This is a genomic window from Trichocoleus sp. DQ-A2 (assembly GCF_039961915.1).
Classification (GTDB): Bacteria; Cyanobacteriota; Cyanobacteriia; order Cyanobacteriales; family FACHB-T130; genus FACHB-T130.
In genome coordinates this window covers 1-17,396 of record NZ_JAMPKD010000037.1, presented here as the reverse complement: position 1 = coordinate 17,396, position 17,396 = coordinate 1, and the positions used below count along the sequence as shown (strand labels likewise).

General features: G+C 43.8%; 14 protein-coding genes and 3 pseudogenes. 6 read left to right on the top strand and 11 right to left on the bottom strand.

Going from position 1 to position 17,396, the window contains the following annotated elements:
• Positions 1-107: 107 nt before the first annotated feature.
• From NC997_RS25310 to NC997_RS25295, 4 genes are all read left to right on the top strand, one after another.
• Entirely contained in the window at positions 108-1,421 is a 1,314-nt protein-coding gene (locus NC997_RS25310) for a Fis family transcriptional regulator (RefSeq protein WP_190524793.1), read from the top strand.
• Entirely contained in the window at positions 1,414-4,911 is a 3,498-nt protein-coding gene (locus NC997_RS25305) for a hypothetical protein (RefSeq protein ID WP_190524792.1), read from the top strand. Before NC997_RS25310 ends, NC997_RS25305 begins: the two co-directional genes overlap by 8 nt.
• Positions 4,901-7,615: a DUF3962 domain-containing protein gene (locus tag NC997_RS25300; RefSeq protein WP_190524791.1), complete on the top strand. Its 2,715-nt coding sequence runs from the start codon at positions 4,901-4,903 to the stop codon at positions 7,613-7,615. The genes NC997_RS25305 and NC997_RS25300 overlap by 11 nt, the downstream gene beginning before the upstream one ends.
• 93 nt (positions 7,616-7,708) lie before the next feature.
• Entirely contained in the window at positions 7,709-7,858 is a 150-nt protein-coding gene (locus tag NC997_RS25295) for a hypothetical protein (RefSeq protein ID WP_348257832.1), read from the top strand.
• On the opposite strand, the gene NC997_RS25290 is transcribed toward NC997_RS25295, so the two are convergent.
• The 3 genes from NC997_RS25290 to NC997_RS25280 form a co-directional block, all read right to left on the bottom strand.
• Positions 7,855-8,571, bottom strand: a complete 717-nt coding sequence (locus tag NC997_RS25290) for a carbonic anhydrase (RefSeq protein WP_190524790.1) — start codon at positions 8,569-8,571, stop codon at positions 7,855-7,857. The genes NC997_RS25295 and NC997_RS25290 overlap by 4 nt on opposite strands.
• 115 nt (positions 8,572-8,686) lie before the next feature.
• Positions 8,687-8,998 (bottom strand): P-II family nitrogen regulator, encoded by a 312-nt coding sequence (locus NC997_RS25285; protein WP_190412390.1) that lies wholly within the window; start codon positions 8,996-8,998, stop codon positions 8,687-8,689.
• A gap of 4 nt (positions 8,999-9,002) precedes the next feature.
• A complete protein-coding gene (locus NC997_RS25280) occupies positions 9,003-9,974 on the bottom strand; it encodes a sodium-dependent bicarbonate transport family permease (RefSeq protein WP_190412389.1) in 972 nt (323 codons plus the stop codon).
• A gap of 220 nt (positions 9,975-10,194) precedes the next feature.
• Between NC997_RS25280 and NC997_RS25275 the strand changes: the two are divergent.
• A pseudogene (locus NC997_RS25275) lies at positions 10,195-10,377 on the top strand (hypothetical protein); the annotation flags it as partial.
• A gap of 697 nt (positions 10,378-11,074) precedes the next feature.
• Positions 11,075-12,181: a HAMP domain-containing sensor histidine kinase gene (locus NC997_RS25270; protein ID WP_242031243.1), complete on the top strand. Its 1,107-nt coding sequence runs from the start codon at positions 11,075-11,077 to the stop codon at positions 12,179-12,181.
• Positions 12,182-12,387: 206 nt separating this feature from the next.
• Here the strand turns inward: NC997_RS25270 and NC997_RS25265 are convergent, their stop codons facing one another.
• From NC997_RS25265 to NC997_RS25230, 8 genes and pseudogenes are all read right to left on the bottom strand, one after another.
• Positions 12,388-13,407, bottom strand: coding sequence for a glycoside hydrolase family 43 protein (locus tag NC997_RS25265; protein WP_190524789.1), 1,020 nt, complete (start codon positions 13,405-13,407; stop codon positions 12,388-12,390).
• A gap of 7 nt (positions 13,408-13,414) precedes the next feature.
• Positions 13,415-14,221 carry a phytanoyl-CoA dioxygenase family protein gene (locus tag NC997_RS25260; protein WP_190524788.1) on the bottom strand — a complete coding sequence of 269 codons (807 nt, stop codon included), beginning with the start codon at positions 14,219-14,221 and terminating at the stop codon, positions 13,415-13,417.
• A 454-nt stretch (positions 14,222-14,675) separates the two neighbouring features.
• A pseudogene (locus NC997_RS25255) lies at positions 14,676-14,963 on the bottom strand (type II toxin-antitoxin system VapC family toxin); the annotation flags it as partial.
• Entirely contained in the window at positions 14,960-15,199 is a 240-nt protein-coding gene (locus tag NC997_RS25250) for a type II toxin-antitoxin system Phd/YefM family antitoxin (protein ID WP_190524784.1), read from the bottom strand. The pseudogene NC997_RS25255 and the gene NC997_RS25250, both read right to left, overlap by 4 nt.
• A 54-nt stretch (positions 15,200-15,253) precedes the next feature.
• A complete protein-coding gene (locus NC997_RS25245) occupies positions 15,254-16,000 on the bottom strand; it encodes a nucleotidyl transferase AbiEii/AbiGii toxin family protein (RefSeq protein ID WP_190524782.1) in 747 nt (248 codons plus the stop codon).
• Positions 15,997-16,233 carry a hypothetical protein gene (locus NC997_RS25240; RefSeq protein WP_190524781.1) on the bottom strand — a complete coding sequence of 79 codons (237 nt, stop codon included), beginning with the start codon at positions 16,231-16,233 and terminating at the stop codon, positions 15,997-15,999. The genes NC997_RS25245 and NC997_RS25240 overlap by 4 nt, the downstream gene beginning before the upstream one ends.
• A gap of 259 nt (positions 16,234-16,492) precedes the next feature.
• Complete coding sequence (locus NC997_RS25235; RefSeq protein ID WP_199302972.1) at positions 16,493-16,990, bottom strand: hypothetical protein; 498 nt, start codon at positions 16,988-16,990, stop codon at positions 16,493-16,495.
• Between the two features lie 265 nt (positions 16,991-17,255).
• A pseudogene (locus tag NC997_RS25230) lies at positions 17,256-17,396 on the bottom strand (IS630 family transposase); the annotation flags it as partial.

The following is a 17,396-nucleotide window of genomic DNA, read 5'->3' as shown; positions in this document are numbered from 1 at the left end:
AGTAAATTGGAAACATCAGAAACATTTAGAAAACATTGCTAAATTTTCTCGCCTTCCTCAGAACACCAAGTCACAATTGGGGCATCTGAATTCAAAGGAGATAACAGATGCCTGTGACTGGGCACCGTCAGCGTATTCTTGAAGTTCTCCAAGACTGGTTTAGGAGCCATGACTACAGCCCTACACTCGAAGAACTGTGTGTAGAACTCGGTATGTCACCTGAGCGCCGCGCGACTGTTCAGAAGTGGTTACAAACCATGCGGGGTGTTGATGTGGACTGGGAGGATAACATGGCTCGGAGTATACGGTTGCTTCAACCTGACCCAACAGTTCAGTCTGAACCTAATCTTTCAGTTGCCGAAACGCTTCGCTATCTGGCAACAGGTCTTGTTGAATGGGAAGGCTTGTCAGACGAAATTAATCAAGTTCCAGAAGCTTTCAGATTGGGACTTTCGCGTGCTTACTTGACTTCTTTATTACAAAGGGATGAGGAAGCACCGCAAAATCTATCTGAATTCTTTGACTGGGCAAACCGTCCACTAGCTGAATGGAAGCCTGCTAAAAAGGAATTGAAATATTTAGCTGATGATGTGTCTCTGATTGAGGATGGTTTATTATCTGAATTTACTCTTCAGTGGCACGTTGAGGGCAGCGACACAGAGAGACAAGTTCAGGAAAAACTTTTGCATGATGTTCTTTTATACTGCCGACAGTTTCAGAAAGAAGAAGCTTATCGGGAATTTCGCAAGTTAATCATTACCCAACCTGTTTTACGCTACCGAGAGTATCGTCAAGTAATGACTTCCTCTGCTTTGAGACCAATACGAGATTTTGTCTCAAGTGCATACATCGATCTCCCACAACTCCAGTCTGAGGATGTTTATCGTTTTTGTCCACGCTGTCAGTATCCGCAACGTCGTAAATCAGATAATAGCTATGGCTGTCGTAGTCCTGAATGCGATCGCTTACGTATCGAAAAGAATCTCAATCGCGTACTAATTATTTCTGCTGAAGAGGCTGAGGAATATAAAGTCGTTACGCCTGGAATTCACCGCTATGGAACTATCCCAGGAATTTGGGAAGTTGAACTGTACAACCAGTTAACTCAATTAGGTATTAGCGTCACACTTTGGCCAGAAATTGATGAATATGATCTACTGGTTGATTTTGGGCGCAGGCAGCGTTGGGCAATTGATTTGAAAGACTGGGCATATCTGGATCTAGAACGCCTCAAATCGGTGAGATATCGCTCAGATACTAAAGCAACGTTTGCCGTTTTCCCAGATGAGAACAATCGGCACCTGCGAATCAAAGTTGTGCGCGATCGCCTTGAACCCCAACTTGGTGGAGTTCGCCTGCGCTTAATCAGCGAAATTATTGACAAAGCTAAAGCCATTGTGGAGGGGAAAAACCATGCGTGACATTTCTACTTGGAGTAAACCCTTCCGCAAACTACTGAAGCAATCAGTAGATTTGAAAAATCATGTTAGTGCAAAATTACTTAACGCATCTCCTAAAGACCAGCAACGTGAGATTGTTCGCATCGCTCTTTTGATTGCTGAAGTGGAACTTGGTCTTGCACTATTGCAGCGAGTGGCTCCAGACAATCCCGCGATCGCAGTATCGGCACTGCTGACAGGCTATCGTTACCCAAGTGAAACCCTTCAAAATGAGGACAACTGGCGACTGGTACAGAATGCTCGTTTCTACCTAGTCGGTCGCAAAGGTAAAGACTGGGAACGCTATCTTGCTGAGTATTTAGAACTGCCTGTAATATTGCGTGGCTTCAATCTTGCCTCTAAGGACGATCCGCCCCAAGATATTCCCACAAGTATCTATCCAACGCGCCACCGACTATATCAAGCGACTCTTGAAAAAACTCCTCTTCATCGTCAAAAAAAAGTTGAGTTAGCAACTGAAGGCACTTGGTACGCACGTATTACTCATAAAGGACAAGCTCCTGTTGAAGTGCCAATTGCCATTCCTGCAAGTGTTGCTCAGTTGGCTCCTGATTCTGAAGTTACTTTCAGGCTTACCAGAACTGCCCAAAATCCATCGGTAACGGTTTCTGTAGCACAATTGCGCGAAACTGCTCGTGAAATGGACGAAAAACTGGAAAAACTGGGTTATCAAAAGGAAAACTATTGCGCTCGCTTACAAAACATTGCATTACAACTCTATTGCCAAAGTAGTAATGATTTTCAAACAGGCTCAGAGTTAACCATTAATCAACTCGTGCATATTGTTGGACTCCTCAATGTTGGTAAATCAACCTTTATTGAAATTTTGATTTATCATCTAGCCAAGCAAGAGCGACGATGTGCGCTCATTGTTAATGATGTAGCGAGTGCGGTTCGGATTGCCTCAAAGTTTGCCCATCAGTTTGAGATTCCAGCAGTTCCTATCCTGGGTAATAAGCGCTTTGAGCAATTCAATAAAATTTCTGAACCAATCCTTTCGCAGGGAGGAGAAGACATTTCGCAGGGAGGTGTTCATCCAGCTTGGCGATGGTTTAGTCCTATTTGTCCCTTGCTTGGGCTGGTTCAAGCGGAAGAAAAATGGAGTTTTGGAGCGGAACCTTGTCATACACTATACCAAAAAGAAAAGTCTCCCAAAGGTGAAGATGAAGACGAAGTTTGGGAAGAAGAAGGAGCGACTTCTACTTCCACCTGTCCGCTTTATTACAAATGTCCTCGTCACCAAATTGAGCGAGATACTGCTCAGGCAATGGTTTGGGTGCTTACGCCTAGTAGCTGGATTCATACACGAGTTCCACTCCAACTATCTAATACAAAACTGACGTTTGCTGAAGCAGTTTATCGAGAATGCGATTTTCTATTTGTTGATGAAGCTGATCGCGTACAGGTTCAACTTGATGAAGCTTTTGCTCCTAGCGAAGTTTTGCTCGATAATTCTGGCAGTTCTTTTCTCAATCGCCTTGGCATTAATGTTTCCGCAATTTACACTTCTAATCGCAGTCGTTTGGCTGGAAACTTATTAGCTGATTGGAAACGTGCCAGTGATAATGCCCAAATTGCGACCGATCGAATTTGTCATCAACTCTACAACGATAATAAACTCTCAGGTTGGCTTGGGCCTACCCCTTTTACTGGGCGATCGCTTTTTGCCCGCTTAGTTAGAGAACTAATTGATTTGCAAGAAAACTCTTCAGCAACAGTAATTTCATCTAATCCACCATCTCGTCAAACGCGCCAACAACGCTATCAACAAAAACAACAGCAAATTTTAGCTGGTTTGCCATCCCTAAAACAGCGCGAACGTCAGCAGGTTCTGATGCAAACCCTGGAAGGGTTTCTATCAGCTCCCCTAGATATGCGTCAAGGAAAAGAACTGAGCCAAATTGCCTTAGCACTACTGGCACTTGAAGGACTTGAGGAAGTGTTACCAGAGGTCGCAGACTGGTGGCGTAAATGGGCAAAAGAACATAACTATCTCTTACCTACAGGGGATGAATGGGAATCTTTCCAACGCAAAACATTACTTGCCATTGCGATCGCTGTTTTAGATAATCGTTTAACCTTTCTTGTCGATCGCTTGCCAGCAGTTAGTCGTTTTCTAGATTTGCATGAGTTGAGTCAAGCACTGGTTTACCGTCCACCCCGCGATTATTTACCTGTCATTCCAAATGCTCCAGTAGGTAATATTTTAGGTTTTCGATACAGCAGGGAAGAGAAGGCACCTGGAGGGAAACTTGACTATTTCCGGTATGTTGGCGTTGGTCGAGCTTTACTACTAAATTTTCCCACACTATTTGCCGCAGATGGTTTGGATGGGGCGCATACAATTTTAATTTCTGGTACAAGTTATGCACCAGGCTCACCTGTTTACAATATTGCAGTTCGTCCACAAGTGCTGTTGGAACCAAGTCAGAAAAATGGAATTGGTATCAGAGACAGTGAATTTGCGTTTAGTCCACAAAAAAGTGTAAGGAGTCAGCCTATTGCGATTTCTGGGTTGTATACGGATGTACGTCGAGCAGCTGCTATTGAAATGGTTGGAGCATTGTGTCGTACAACAGGAGGAATCAAAAGTTTTCTGGACGAACTTCTGGAAGATTTAAAAAACCGCGAACAAACAGAGTCAAAATATTGGAGCGATCGCCAACGAATTCTGGTTATCACCAATAGTTATGACGAGGCAGACTGGGTTAAAGAACAACTCAATCGGCATTATCCAACGTGCAATATTGATGATGTTGCTGTATTACGGCGCGATAGTGCCCCAAAATCACTTCATGGTATCCGCCGCAGTCAGATCGGGGATCTCAACAAACTTCCCACGAAAATAGTAGTTGCGCCTTTGATGGCTTTAGAACGCGGATACAACATTCTCAACGAGCAAAAAATTGCTGCTTTTGGTGCTGCACTCTTCTTTTGCAGACCTATGCCAGTTCCTGATGATTGGCAATCGACAGTAAGACAACTAAATACCTGGGCGCTGGAAAACTATGCAGATTCAGCCAACTACATTAACTTGAGTTCGCGATCGCTATCAGACTTTGAGGAGCGCTTTTACCGTCTTGCTATTACTGAACTGAATAGGCTCAATTGTCGTGCCTTCAGGTTCGATCAACTAACTGAACAAGAGCGTCAAGTCCTCTGCTGGAATCAACTTGTTAGTATTTGGCAAGTAATTGGGCGATTGGTAAGGGGAAATGTACCTTGTATTGTCCATTTCTTAGATGCCAAATTTGCGCCTGAATTGGCGGAATCTGATTTTCAACAGCTTGATACGACCGCAACCTCTCTATTGCTCGGAATCTGCGAGATTTTGCAACAAGCTATTGAGGGAAATAATAAATCTCCTTACGAGGTTACGCTAGCGCGATCGCTCTACAACGATTTCTTTACAGCACTTACACAAACCAAAGGATTGCAATATGGCAGTTAAAACACTTTTACCTGGAGCATGGTCATTACGTTCAGATAAAAAATTTGAACTATTTACAATTACAGTACCTCCTACTTGGCAACGAGCGGCTCAGGCACTCGCTCAAAAACGATATACAATGCAAGGCAAAGGTTATCCATCTGTGCCTGTTTATTCCCTTGATCGGATTGTTACAGCTAGCTTTCCTCAAATCATTAAAACTGAGCGTAATGCTTGGAAAGAAAATGGCAATCATTGGATAGTTGCAAAAGAAAAAGTAGAGATTTCGTATTTACCAGAACTGATTAAAAATTGGTTACGGGAAGAATTTATCTGTTTAAGTGAGGACGAAGTTGAATCAACTCTTTCTCGGCTAGACGAGCGACTTTGGGAATGGGATGAAAAGCCACTCTTTTATCCACTTGAGAACTTATTAGCAGAATATCAGCAAAATAATCTCTTTTTTTCGGCTATTCCTGATTACCTAGTTGACCAATTATTAGAACACCCAGAAATTAGCTTTGCAGGTGAAAATCACTCTTTCCAACTAAAGTTTTACCGCGTTGTGGGACAAGCGGCTGAGTTAATGTCTTGGCCACCAATAGAAGTTACGGGTTTGAAAAGAGGAGAAGAAGTTGCAGTAGCGAAAATATCTTTTGTTATTTCCTTCTCAGTGCAAACAATTCCTTGGCGTAAAGAGCCAGTTGTATATCACACTCTATCTATTCGACGTTGGATTGATAGCCCGTTTAAGGGATTACCTTACCCTAGTGTTACCGTTCATATCGGTGATTCATACCGATGGTTAGATGGGGAACGTCAAACTCTCAGATTTATGCAAATTAGAGTACAACGTCTAAATGGACAATTAAGCTGGCCTCGTGCATTAAAGGAATTATTAGCTATCAATGACTGTCAATTACCAGATTTACAAGAGATTATTCAACAACCAGACACAAATTGGCATTCTGAAAATTTATCAATTAGAGAAATACAAACTGTGATCGCTTATCACAGTAGTTACAGCAGTAGCGGAATAAAAACTCTGTGTCTACCTGGTGTGAGTCCGCGAGATCTTGCTAGCCTCGATCAAGCAATTTGCGATCGCCTCCCTGTAGAAAGAGTAGGTAAAGCCAACATTCTCACTGCCTTCAAACCTTCTCAAGATTCACTGTTAAGAGATTTATGGGACTCAAGGGCAGGAAAGCGTAAGGTGCAAATGCTACAACCTGAGTATGCTCAAAAAGCAGTACTGCAATTATGCAATCAAAACACTTTATCTATCTTGATAGTTTGGGAAACAGAATCTTGTAGAGATGCGATTATTTACGAAATTTGCCAATTACTTGACCTGCAACCAACAAATGATGAACAGATTTATAGCGGAATAATAGGAAGCGTTAAAATTCAGACATTTCATGTTTCTGACTTGACGCAACCGTTAGATATTCCAGCAAATCTTCACCCTCAACAGAGACAGCAGCTACGCAGAAAATTCATGGAGGAGCGAATTAGAGCGATCGCTAACTATCTTCCCAATCCAACTGGACTCTGTGGAGTTATTGTCGAAATTAAGCAAAAACGAGATTACTTTCCAAAAGAAGCAGATCCGAAACTGGCATGGCGGATTGGAGCAATGAAAAAAGGCTATCCCAATCAGCATATTCATGCTCTGAGTAATAGTAAGAGAAAAATAAAAGCAGACCAAGAACGTTTTAAACGTGCGGTTATAGACCTACTCCGTCAATTAGGCGCAATGCCTAACCCTATTGTAGGGATGGAACTAGACGGATTGAGTTCCAATTTATGGTTAACTTGTTTTTATGTCATCCGTCGTAATCGCAAAACTACAGTTAATGGCAAAGACGTAAAAGTTGCGCTGATGGTTAGAGTTAATGCAGCAACTGGAGAAATACAACTAACAACTTCTTCAATCTTTAGTACTCAAGGTTGGCTTTCTTATCCACAAGGACTTAAGCGATTACTTGACGAAAAGTGGGCAGATGAATCAACTCCTGAATCTGGGGAAGAAACCCTTAGTAAGGATCGCAAACAAGCTGAACAGCAACGTATTGGACAATTTGTCAGCCAATGCCTGAAAAGCTGCTTGAATTTGCCTGCTGAGGGCAAGGAGTTACCGCGTGTATTATTTATGGCATCAGCGCAAAATGCACGAGATTTATTACCCTGGTTAAAAAATCCTCAGTTACCTAAAAATAAACTACCGGATGGACTAGCACGACAATTAAATAACTCAGAGTGCGATCGCTTGTGGATAGTTCGCCTTAGAGAATTAGAACGAGGGGAAACCCCTGTAGCTATCGCAGAAGGTGAATCAGGTACTAGACGTACAGTTGGGGGAATCTTTAAATGGGAAGAAGTATGTGACTCAAAAGAGGATGCGGTTTATCTCAGTCTTAGAAATTTGTTAATAACTGAGAAGTATCCTCTAGCAAAGCGTCAATCACGCTTAGATAATGGTGGCGCTCCAGCAGCCAATCCAAAGCCATTGGAAATAGCAGTTATTCACCATCCAGATATTGAAGAAGAGAGACTTGTATGTTTAGTACATGCTCTGAGAAATCGCTGGCCTTATTTTGCAGATGACGTATCTTTACCCTTGCCTTTTCCTTTTGCAATTAAGGCTAAGGAGTATGCTGTTAGTCCACAAGACAGCATAGATACTTCAGAAAGTAATGACGAAGATTCTGACTGTACAGACTAAACTTCTATGCCTTGTATTAATTACTCAAAGCCGAATGTTAGGTACGCTTGTCCCAAGTAGTCTTATTTACCTGCGGGGTTTATCTACCAAGCTATGCAAACGCCCCTAGCCATCTATTCCAACCAGAATCCAGCAGAGAGAGTAGGGGCGAATTTATCTAGTCTCAGCGTTAGCAGAGCGAATGTTCGCAGCAGTGGAATCAGCGTTGCCGGAAATTCAGATGTCTGCTATACGCAATCCTAAATCAATGTGACTTTTCCGGTATCCAGATCGTAACGACCTCCGACAATTTTGAGCTTGTCATCTAGCAATCGTTCCGAAACGATCGTTGAATTTTGTTTTAATTTCTCAATTTGATACCGAACGTTTGCAACTACAGCGTTATCAACCGGATCGCCTGATTCATCTTTTGTCTTAGCGATCGCAGGTTTGATGGCTTTAACAAAAGAATTCATGCTTCCAGGGAGACGTTCCCCCTGGACTGCGGCAGTGACAGCACCACAGCGTTCGTGACCTAAAACCATAATCACAGGAGTACCGAGGATAGCGACAGCGTATTCCAAACTGCCAAGCACTTCTGGAGTCACAATATTTCCGGCAACCCGGATATCAAATAAGTCACCGAGTCCTTCGTCAAACAAAATTTCCGCAGATACCCGCGAATCCGCGCAGGTTAGCAGCGTTGCAAAAGGGTGTTGTGCTTGGGCAATTTCTTTAACCCGTGCCTCTGATTGATCGGGATGTTTAGCCTTGTGTTGCACAAACCGTTGATTGCCCTCCATCAACCGTTTTAGGGCGGCATCAGGGCTGGGAGGCTCAACGGTCGCTGCGATCGCTCGATTTGCTTGCACACCCCAGAATGCACTTCCTGTCACAGCAGCCATCAGTGCTATTCCGCCAGTTCCCGTTAAATTCAAGAAATTGCGCCGCCCCATCAACCCATTGTTTTGATTCATCGCTATTGAAGAAGTAAAAGTTGCAGAATAAACGATTCAAAGTTCAAAGCCGAAGCTAGACTTTATTTTTGTTTTTTAGTTTCTTCAGATTTCACAGAAGATAGAAACAGCCGCCTTACAATGAAGCAACGCATCTCGTCGAGCGAATTTCCATCGCATCAGAAATGTAACAACTGCCTCCAAACTTGTTGAGGATTGGTCGAATAATTTCCACAGCACCTTTAAGTTTTTCTGGCGCACAAAATGCGATGACATAGACATTATCCAGCATCGTCATATCTAAATCTTCAGAACCCCCTCTAAGCCCCTGTCCGGCAACATTTCGGATAACTAGGTGCCCGGTTACACCTGATTTTTTTAAACTGTCTAAAATTTTGCCAAGTTCAACTGAATTTGCAATGACTTCTATTCGTTTAACTGAATGCATGATGTTATCTCCAAAGCATCTCAATGCCGTACAGATATACGGGAATTCCGACAATGATGTTGAAAGGAAACGTTACAGCTAGTGCGGTAGAAACGTACAAGCTAGGATTCGCTTCAGGAACCGTTAAACGCATAGCGGCGGGAACAGCAATATAAGAAGCACTTGCACAAAGTACCGCAAATAAGAGCGCGTCCCCCTTGGGCATTCCGATGAATTTTGCAATCAAAATTCCAATGCCTGCATTGAGGATTGGGATTAGTATTGCAAAAGAAATGAGAAAAACGCCCGTTTTTTGCAAGTCCTTAATCCTTCTAGCTGCAACCAACCCCATGTCGAGCAAAAAGAAGGTCAGGATACCGTAGAACAATCCCTGAGTAAAGGGTTCTAAAGTGTGCCAACCGCGTTCTCCAGTTAGGACTCCGATGATCAGGCTACCAACCAGCAGAAATACGGAGCTATTCAGGAAGGCTTCTTGCAACACTTCGGGCCAGGAAAAGTCCCGATCTCCCTGGCTGGGTGTGAATAGATTGACCAGAATCAGCCCGACGATGATAGCCGGAGATTCCATAAGCGCTAGGGCTGCAACCATATAACCATCATAATCAATCCCCAACTCGGTCAAAAAAGCTCCTGCCGTGATAAAAGTTACGGCACTGATGGAGCCATAAGTCGCGGCGATCGCTGCTGCATCGTAGATATCCAGCTTCAGCTTCAGGATAAAAAAGGTATAGATCGGGACGGCACACGCCATCAATACGGCTGCCAGCATGGTGAATATCACTTCCTGGGTTAAGCCGCTTTTAATCAGTTCTACTCCTCCCTTAAAGCCAATAGAAAATAGTAGATAAAGTGACAGTAACTTGGGGAAAGGAGCCGGAATTTCCAGATCCGATTTAACAAAAACTGCCACCATACCTAGAAAGAAGAATAGGATTGGTGGATTTAGGATATTAGAAACGATCAGGCTTGTATCCATATCTACTCCCCATCCTGGATAACCAAGAATTTGAAAAAGGTTTTAATCATGACTGAAGTGACACAGTGGTTCTACGCAACATCTGATGCGTAGAACCACTGTATGGCAATTGAGCCGCTAAAAAGATATAGGAAATTTTTATACTAAGTATAAATAAAACCTTTCTAACTACCGAAATCAGCCGGGAGATGGGTTTGACAAGAACTGAAGTCGCTACTGCAACAACAGCGCCGATTACGGGCGAATTGTAGTGAGAATGGCAGTACCTCCCCAGGAGATGGAGGCGTTGATGCCATTTCTCGATACGTTTAGGCTTAGCTATAGGGATGACAGCCAGAACTCAGGAATCTGTTTTTGGGCTAGGGCGATCGCGCGTATACCCATAACGCTCCAGACCCATTAAGAATTGTCAACTCCGATACGTCAAGCGCTTTCATCCAGCCGTTTAATGTAGTGAGGGGTTAAATCTCATCGTCAGGAAACGAAACCGACATAATTGTACTCTGAGAGAGATACACACTAAAGCGATCAGAAAATTGCATTACTGGTTTCTTTTGTGCATCAAGTTCCTCTTCATCAAGTAGCAGTTTGATTGACCAACGCTAGTTTTTACAATATATTACCAAAAGTATCCGAATTAAAAGGACTTGTTGACCAGACATATATGCCCGAATGAAGTGGTATAAATCGGACTGTAGTAGTTAAAAATAATCCTTGAGCAGTTTTTTTTCGCTTACCCCAAAGCTATTGGTAGATAATGTGGTTTCAAAATTATGTTTGCAGTCGGTTTACAGATAATGTGATTTGATTTGCAGCTATGGGGGTTTAGACTAACCTTTTATTTGCAATTTAATGTAGTTTCAGTTTTGTATTGGAAAGCGGTTTGAAGCGTTTGGGTTTGCAGTTCGCTACAATTATATCTTTCTGCTGCTTGTCCAAACTACTTACAATCTTTGGTAATTTAACCTTGTCTGCTACTTGACGGGGTATACAGAGGCATTGCAACTTCTGTTGCTTGCTGCCCGAACCTGCTCAAACTCAATCAAACCCACATCTTGGAAACTTTCCCTTACCTGCACGCATGCAGAGAATCAAGAACGATGTCTAATCAAGCGTCTGACCGTCTTAAGCAAAATGCTGAAAGAATTATGCATCTGTGGGAGGAGCGGGCGCGTGATGAAGTCAAAGCATCAATGCATCATGAGTCTCTTGTTTTACGAAATTCGCTACCTCTGTACTTAAACCAACTGGTAGATGAACTCTCAAACAGAATTGACAGGACACCTGCCCGAATCGCAGCCGACAAGGTAGAAAGCACTCGGATTGGCAAGAAGCATGGGCATGAGCGGGCCGGTTATGCCGACTACTCCATGACTCAACTCATTTTCGAGTACCACATCCTTCGTCAAGTCATCTTTCAAGTTTTAGAGGAAGAAGCACCTTTAGACGTGAGGGAACGAGACATCATTATCGACTCCATCGAGCAAGCCGTTAATGACGCTGCCACTCAATTCTCCGAGACGCTGCGAGATATTCAAGAGCTATTTATGGTGACGCTAACTCACGACCTCAGAGGCCCCCTTAATGTTGTAAAAATGGGAACTCAACTGACTCTGCGTCGGGTGGAACGAGGAGATAGCCACGTGGATATAGCCGCGAGGATGCTCAATGCAATCAATCGGCTGGATTCGATGATTCAAAATCTGCTTGATGCAAGTCGGCTGCGGACAGGGCAGAGTTTAAAGATTGAATTTGAAGAATGCGATTTAGAGGTGCTAGTTCAAGAGGTAGTAGAGGATTTGAGCTTCGCTTATGGAGATCGGTTTGTTGTGGTTTGTGATTCTGATATCAGGAGTTATTGCAGCCGTAAAGAAATACGGCGGGTGATTGAAAACTTAGCAGTTAACGCTGTGAAATATGGGGCGTCTGGCACGCCGATTACACTCACGCTTCAGCAAACTGAAACGCAGATCAGCCTTACTATCCATAATGAAGGCGATCCGATTAGCCTAGACGCTCAATCAATCCTATTTCAACAATTTCGTCGAACTATCTCTGCTGAGGAGCAAACGGGATGGGGACTAGGATTATTTTTGGTAAAGAGTATTACTGAAGCACATGAAGGGACGATTGAAGTTGAAAGCGCTGAAGGCAAGGGAACAAGCTTTATCATCAAGTTACCCAAAGTTCCCGATCAGGTGGCATAGTGGCTAAGGTTCTTCGCTGATTTTGGTGAAAAGAAGGACGGTCGCCAATTTCTGTAACCTGGATTCTAGGCTAAAAATCTTTCCAGAGAATTGCCCGTATACATGACACTCCTCAATAGCGATCGCACTTGACATCTTGCCGCCGGCAGTCGGACGTAAGTCGCTCGAATTGCTACGGTTTCGGCAAGCGCGATCGCTATTCGCTGTTAGATAGTCTGCGATGTCCAGGTGGGACCCTCACAGCGCGGGCCATCCGCCGTCCAAATCAATTTATCTAAGCACATTCGCCGCGCTGACCTGCCCGTGTCCCAAGCATGGTAAGCGATGTAATCAGTTTTACCATCGGGACCGACAACGATCGAGTTATGACCGGGACCGAGAACCCGATCGACAACAGTTTTCAATACGCGGGGACCCGCTTCATTCCCTTCATCGGAGTAGGGACCCATGACGCTATCTGCAACACCATAATCGACACCGTAGTTTTCCGTTTCCCAGCACCCACCACTGTAAAAGCAGTAGTAGAGATCGCCATGTTTGCGGACACTGGGACCTTCTAAGGTATGCCAATCATAGCGATCGCCGTACATCAAACGGTTTGCCAGAAACCGCTGCCAGTCAGAGCGGGCGCGTAAAACAACTTTCCCCTCTCCAGCCAGTTTTGTCATCCCTATCAATCGGTCTACCATCAGCGCCGTTCCAGCCCTTACTCCGCCTTCTGTATCCAAGAAATCGCGGGCGTAGAACAGATACCATTGCCCATCGTCATCCCGAAAGGCATGAGGATCGATGGCGAAAGAACACGATTCAGGGTCTATGAGGGGTTCACCGATGTCTTGATAAGGTCCCAACGGGCGATCGCTCGTTGCAACCCGTAACTGATGCCGCTTGTCTTCGTGTCCTACGGAGTAGTAGAGATAGAACTTGCGATCGCAATAAGCAACTTCGGGTGCCCAATAGTTATCTCCCAAAGCAGCGTCTGGGCGCAGCAGTGCATTACCCGCAAACTCCCAGCTTACAAAGTCCTCAGAACGCAAGAGGGGAAAGACGCGCTGTTTGCCGATTTCGTCCACCTCTCCCTCTGCTTCTGCTGCACCCGTGCCGATTGCGTAATATACTCCCTCGTGTTCCCAAACAAACGGATCGGCAAAATAGCCGTTGTACACCGGATTGGTATAGGTGCGCTTGCTAGGGAATTCTTCAGGCGTCGGCTCAAATTGAGACATTATCGTCCTAATACTTGAAATTCACGTAGGTTTCAACTTTGTTCTCTGGCAACTGCTCCACCACCTGGCACCGCAGTAATTCCCTTATTTCCTCTGGCAGACTTTCATAATAGTCTCGTTGCACAGTCAAGTCCACTTTCGCGGTATGCAGCCAATGCATCACATAGCCCATCACAACCATCGGTCTCGGTGTGTTTGTCCGGTTGGGTGAGCCTCGATGCAGCGCCAGCGGCGACCGAATCATCACATCACCCGGCTGCATATAAAAGGATTCCATCGGAATTTCGCCAGCAGCCACTTTCACTAACCCTTCCTCACGAGGTAAGACATGAGTCCCCCGCGCCATTTGAAACGGCCCATTGTCCGCCGTTACTTCTACCAGCGGAAAGTTAACCGCCAGCGCATAGAGTGGCGTTACTATCTGATCTGAGAAAAGTGGGCGAAAGTCCCGGTGAATTTCTTGGTAATCCGAACCCTGTACTGGAATATCAGCCCCCAATTGCACCATCTTATATTCTTGGTAGAATACGCGATTGAGAATCCCCAAAATGACTGGATTCGCAAACACATCTACATTGGCAAAGGGAGCAACCCAGGGGAAGGTTAGATAGAAGCGGGCTTGTTCGCGAGGTGCCAGACCACCCGGTTGATTTTGGCGCTTTTGGAATAATTCATTAAAAGCGTCTCCCCACTCTTCGATTAATCTTCTGTCAAACAGACCCCGAATCACACAAATTCCATCTCGATTGAGTTCTTCAGCAAAGCGATTTAGGTCAGTCGTCGAAAACTTAGCTGTATCTGTAGTTTGAATCATGTTCTGCTCCAATTCAGGGCGTTAGAGTTGAAGTAAAATCTAGCTTTCAAGAGCAAAGTGTTTCAGGAAGCTAGTTTGCTGCTCCCCAAACCTTCCGTATAATTACTGCTTAACAAGGTGTTCAAGAGTTCAGTAATTTTCACGCTTCGCGCTTATGGAATCTCCTGAACTTTCAGATGAAACTGTGACCGAGCTGCTTAATCAGCAGGCAAAGAATGAAGCTGTAAAATCTTCACTCACCCTCAACGGTTGAATTATTAACCACTATCGTCCAATCGTCATTTCCATATCCACAAGCCTTAGTGACCTAGCTTCTCGAAGTTTCATCGCTGCTACTAAAACTGATTCCTCATTGCCTAAAGAAAAACATAGCGTCATCTACTTAAATACTATTATTCCCCGCGATAGATGCAGAATAGCAATCACTACTTGAAATCTTAAAAAAACTTTGGGTTAGTTTTGCAAGTTGAGCAACACTATTTTTCTCTGGATGAAGACTGGCGATGAGATGGCGAATGCTTACAGCACGCTATGCGATCGCGCTATTCGGGTAGATAAGTTCCGGGAGACTCTGGCAGTGGTAGCTTGCCTAATTAATACTTGATAATTGCTTCCCACACTGAGACAACACTCAGATATACCTCATTGTCTGGATCGCAGATACTGCCTTGCGGTCATTTGATAATCGACAATCGCCACTGATGAACAAAAGAAACACATGGGTATCAAACAGTAGTTTCATGTACCCTCAAATGCAGTCAGAATGTCTTTTGGTAAAGGAGTGTCAAAATCATCTGGTACGGTGAACTCTCCAGCACACAAAGCAAAAGGTCGAAGTTGCTTAACGGTTGGCGAAATCGGTCTAATTTCAGCAACTGGCTTTCCTGCTTCCATGACAATAAGAGTCTCACCTGCTTCGACTTGGTGAACGTAAGTTGCAATATCTCGCTGAATTTCCTCAATCGTTACCGTTAGCATAGTGTCACCACTTTTGCATGGTTATGGCTTTTCCCTTAATCCCTCTTGTGTTTCTCAATCAGTAAAAATATCATGCTGCTCCTTAAAATGTCTCTCGGTAATAGCCAAGCCTAAATCGGTAGCTAGGAAATCAACACCGTCAATAATTTTGGGTATCTGAACTTTATCAACTTGCAGATTGAGAAAGCATTCCTGCCTGTAATCTGGTCTTTCCTGAAAGCGTGCGATCGCAAGTTTTAAAGGACGTATAACTTCATACGCTTTCTCAGCTTTCTCAATTGATTCCTGAGGAATTGAAGATTGCAGCCTAAGAATTGCTAAATCGATTAAATCTCTTGCCTCAACGCTGTCGTCCATGTAGCGATCGCAATTTGAAAGCAGCTTGGATGTGAAACAGTCATTGAGGCTTAAGCAGGCGACAGATGACCACTTTGGATATCTTGGCGGATCTAGTTGAAAACGAGCTTCAGCGATAATTTCAGCCTTGATGGGGATATTATCAACAATAACCATCATCCGAATTCCATACTGGTCAGTGGTGCCACGTCCAACTTGGATTCTACTCAGATCGCGAAACAATGCTTCATATCCACCATCAAATATGACTGTGCGGAGGTATTTGTAGCCTGATTCACCAACAGGAGAGATAAAATCAACGTCCTTACTCCAGCGGTATTCTTCAAAATCAAGTGCAAGAAGGGTTCCACCACCGAAGTAAGCAGAACCCTTCCTAAGTACCTCAGCATCTAAACTTTCAAGAATCGTGAGAATTTTATGATGGTGATCAAACCTGAAGGTCATAAACAGGCTTGTAGCCAGGAATTATAGCGTTTTGCAAGTTCTTTGAGGAAACTTAGTTCTTCGTCTTCAAGATTGCTAAATAGCTGGCGATATTTCCAACCCCGCTCATAGCGACTCAGCATTTGCTCCGGAGTAAACCGATAGACATCTCCTGTTTGCCAGCAGATTGACTCCAAAAAAAGCAGCCTTTTTGGGACAAGAGGTGAATTAGTTGTTGGTGTAGCGGTTGTCATAGCTCCTCTAATCGACAACTTTTGCTAACTCTACTTCTAGAATAGCCCAATCATTGGTGCTCACAGGCTTCGCCTACGTGCAAACAAAACCAATTTACAGGAGCGATCGCTTTATTCGTTCTTGCTGGCGATCTCACTTTGCTTCCTGACCCAAATACTTGGACGGGAGTTAATCAAATTCTTGCCTAGTTTTTGGGAGTGTGCTCAGCGGGACACGCCTCTGTGTCCACTACAACAAGGTGTTATCTGCTCAGATTTCCTATGATCTTGACAGATGCTTTAGAAATTCATCAACAACCTGAGCAGGACTGTTGTAACATTCTTTAGCATCGTAGAATTCAATGAAATACAATCCATAGTCTTTGAATAACCTTGCTCGGTCGTGGTCTCGCATTGCAGTAGCGCTTGGATGATACTGATCTCCCATAACCTCCAGAATTCCCCACTTTCCATCTTGACAGACTAAGAAATCTGGCTCTCTTTTCACATCTTTTCCACCTAATACAGCGGTTGCATTGGAGAAAAACAGTACATTTCGCCTCTTTAGTTCATTGTAAACTTTCACTTCAGAGCGAGAGCGAAACCTTAAGCCGTCATGCTCAATAGTTCCACTAGAGACAAGCGATGCAGAATTTGATAATAGCTTTCCATCATCTGGTGGAGCTTCGATAATAGGCGATATTTCTAAGTCATTTATTTCATAACCAACTTCTTTTGGAAATACAGTATAGACAGCAGCCAGTAACTCTTTTTTCACACTCTCTGTGAATTTGGGTAGGTGTGCAACGGGTACGCAAAATCTTACAGTAGCATCGTAAGAGTCCCACCGAACGTGAGAAAACGAACCAGATGAAACAACTTCGTAAGTCGAATTGATAAGTAGAGTGTCAATGTCATCTTTTTTTATCGCTCGCAGGTAGCTCCTAAGCGTATGGAGAAAAGCTGGCGATTCCGGCGGACTGTAGGTAAACTCTGTCAACTTTTACTCTCCAACTAACCTTTATTTCACTGTAGATAAGTGCTTAAGCAAAATTAATTACATATTCGGTTCCGACTTTTTTTAGCACATTTTTGACATACTTTACTAAACTTTTCCAGTCCCGATAAGCCTCTATCTCTATCCATTCATATTTCATAAACTTCCATAAGATTTCAATTAAGTT

Excerpts from the sequence above, each read along its gene's own strand:
- NC997_RS25310 (WP_190524793.1), top strand. The coding sequence starts at position 108 with ATGCCTGTGACTGGGCACCGTCAGCGTATTCTTGAAGTTCTCCAAGAC.
- NC997_RS25305 (WP_190524792.1), top strand. The coding sequence starts at position 1,414 with ATGCGTGACATTTCTACTTGGAGTAAACCCTTCCGCAAACTACTGAAG.
- NC997_RS25300 (WP_190524791.1), top strand. The coding sequence starts at position 4,901 with ATGGCAGTTAAAACACTTTTACCTGGAGCATGGTCATTACGTTCAGAT.
- NC997_RS25295 (WP_348257832.1), top strand. The coding sequence starts at position 7,709 with ATGCAAACGCCCCTAGCCATCTATTCCAACCAGAATCCAGCAGAGAGA.
- NC997_RS25290 (WP_190524790.1), bottom strand. The coding sequence starts at position 8,571 with ATGAATCAAAACAATGGGTTGATGGGGCGGCGCAATTTCTTGAATTTA.
- NC997_RS25285 (WP_190412390.1), bottom strand. The coding sequence starts at position 8,998 with ATGCATTCAGTTAAACGAATAGAAGTCATTGCAAATTCAGTTGAACTT.
- NC997_RS25280 (WP_190412389.1), bottom strand. The coding sequence starts at position 9,974 with ATGGATACAAGCCTGATCGTTTCTAATATCCTAAATCCACCAATCCTA.
- NC997_RS25270 (WP_242031243.1), top strand. The coding sequence starts at position 11,075 with ATGTCTAATCAAGCGTCTGACCGTCTTAAGCAAAATGCTGAAAGAATT.
- NC997_RS25265 (WP_190524789.1), bottom strand. The coding sequence starts at position 13,407 with ATGTCTCAATTTGAGCCGACGCCTGAAGAATTCCCTAGCAAGCGCACC.
- NC997_RS25260 (WP_190524788.1), bottom strand. The coding sequence starts at position 14,221 with ATGATTCAAACTACAGATACAGCTAAGTTTTCGACGACTGACCTAAAT.
- NC997_RS25250 (WP_190524784.1), bottom strand. The coding sequence starts at position 15,199 with ATGCTAACGGTAACGATTGAGGAAATTCAGCGAGATATTGCAACTTAC.
- NC997_RS25245 (WP_190524782.1), bottom strand. The coding sequence starts at position 16,000 with ATGACCTTCAGGTTTGATCACCATCATAAAATTCTCACGATTCTTGAA.
- NC997_RS25240 (WP_190524781.1), bottom strand. The coding sequence starts at position 16,233 with ATGACAACCGCTACACCAACAACTAATTCACCTCTTGTCCCAAAAAGG.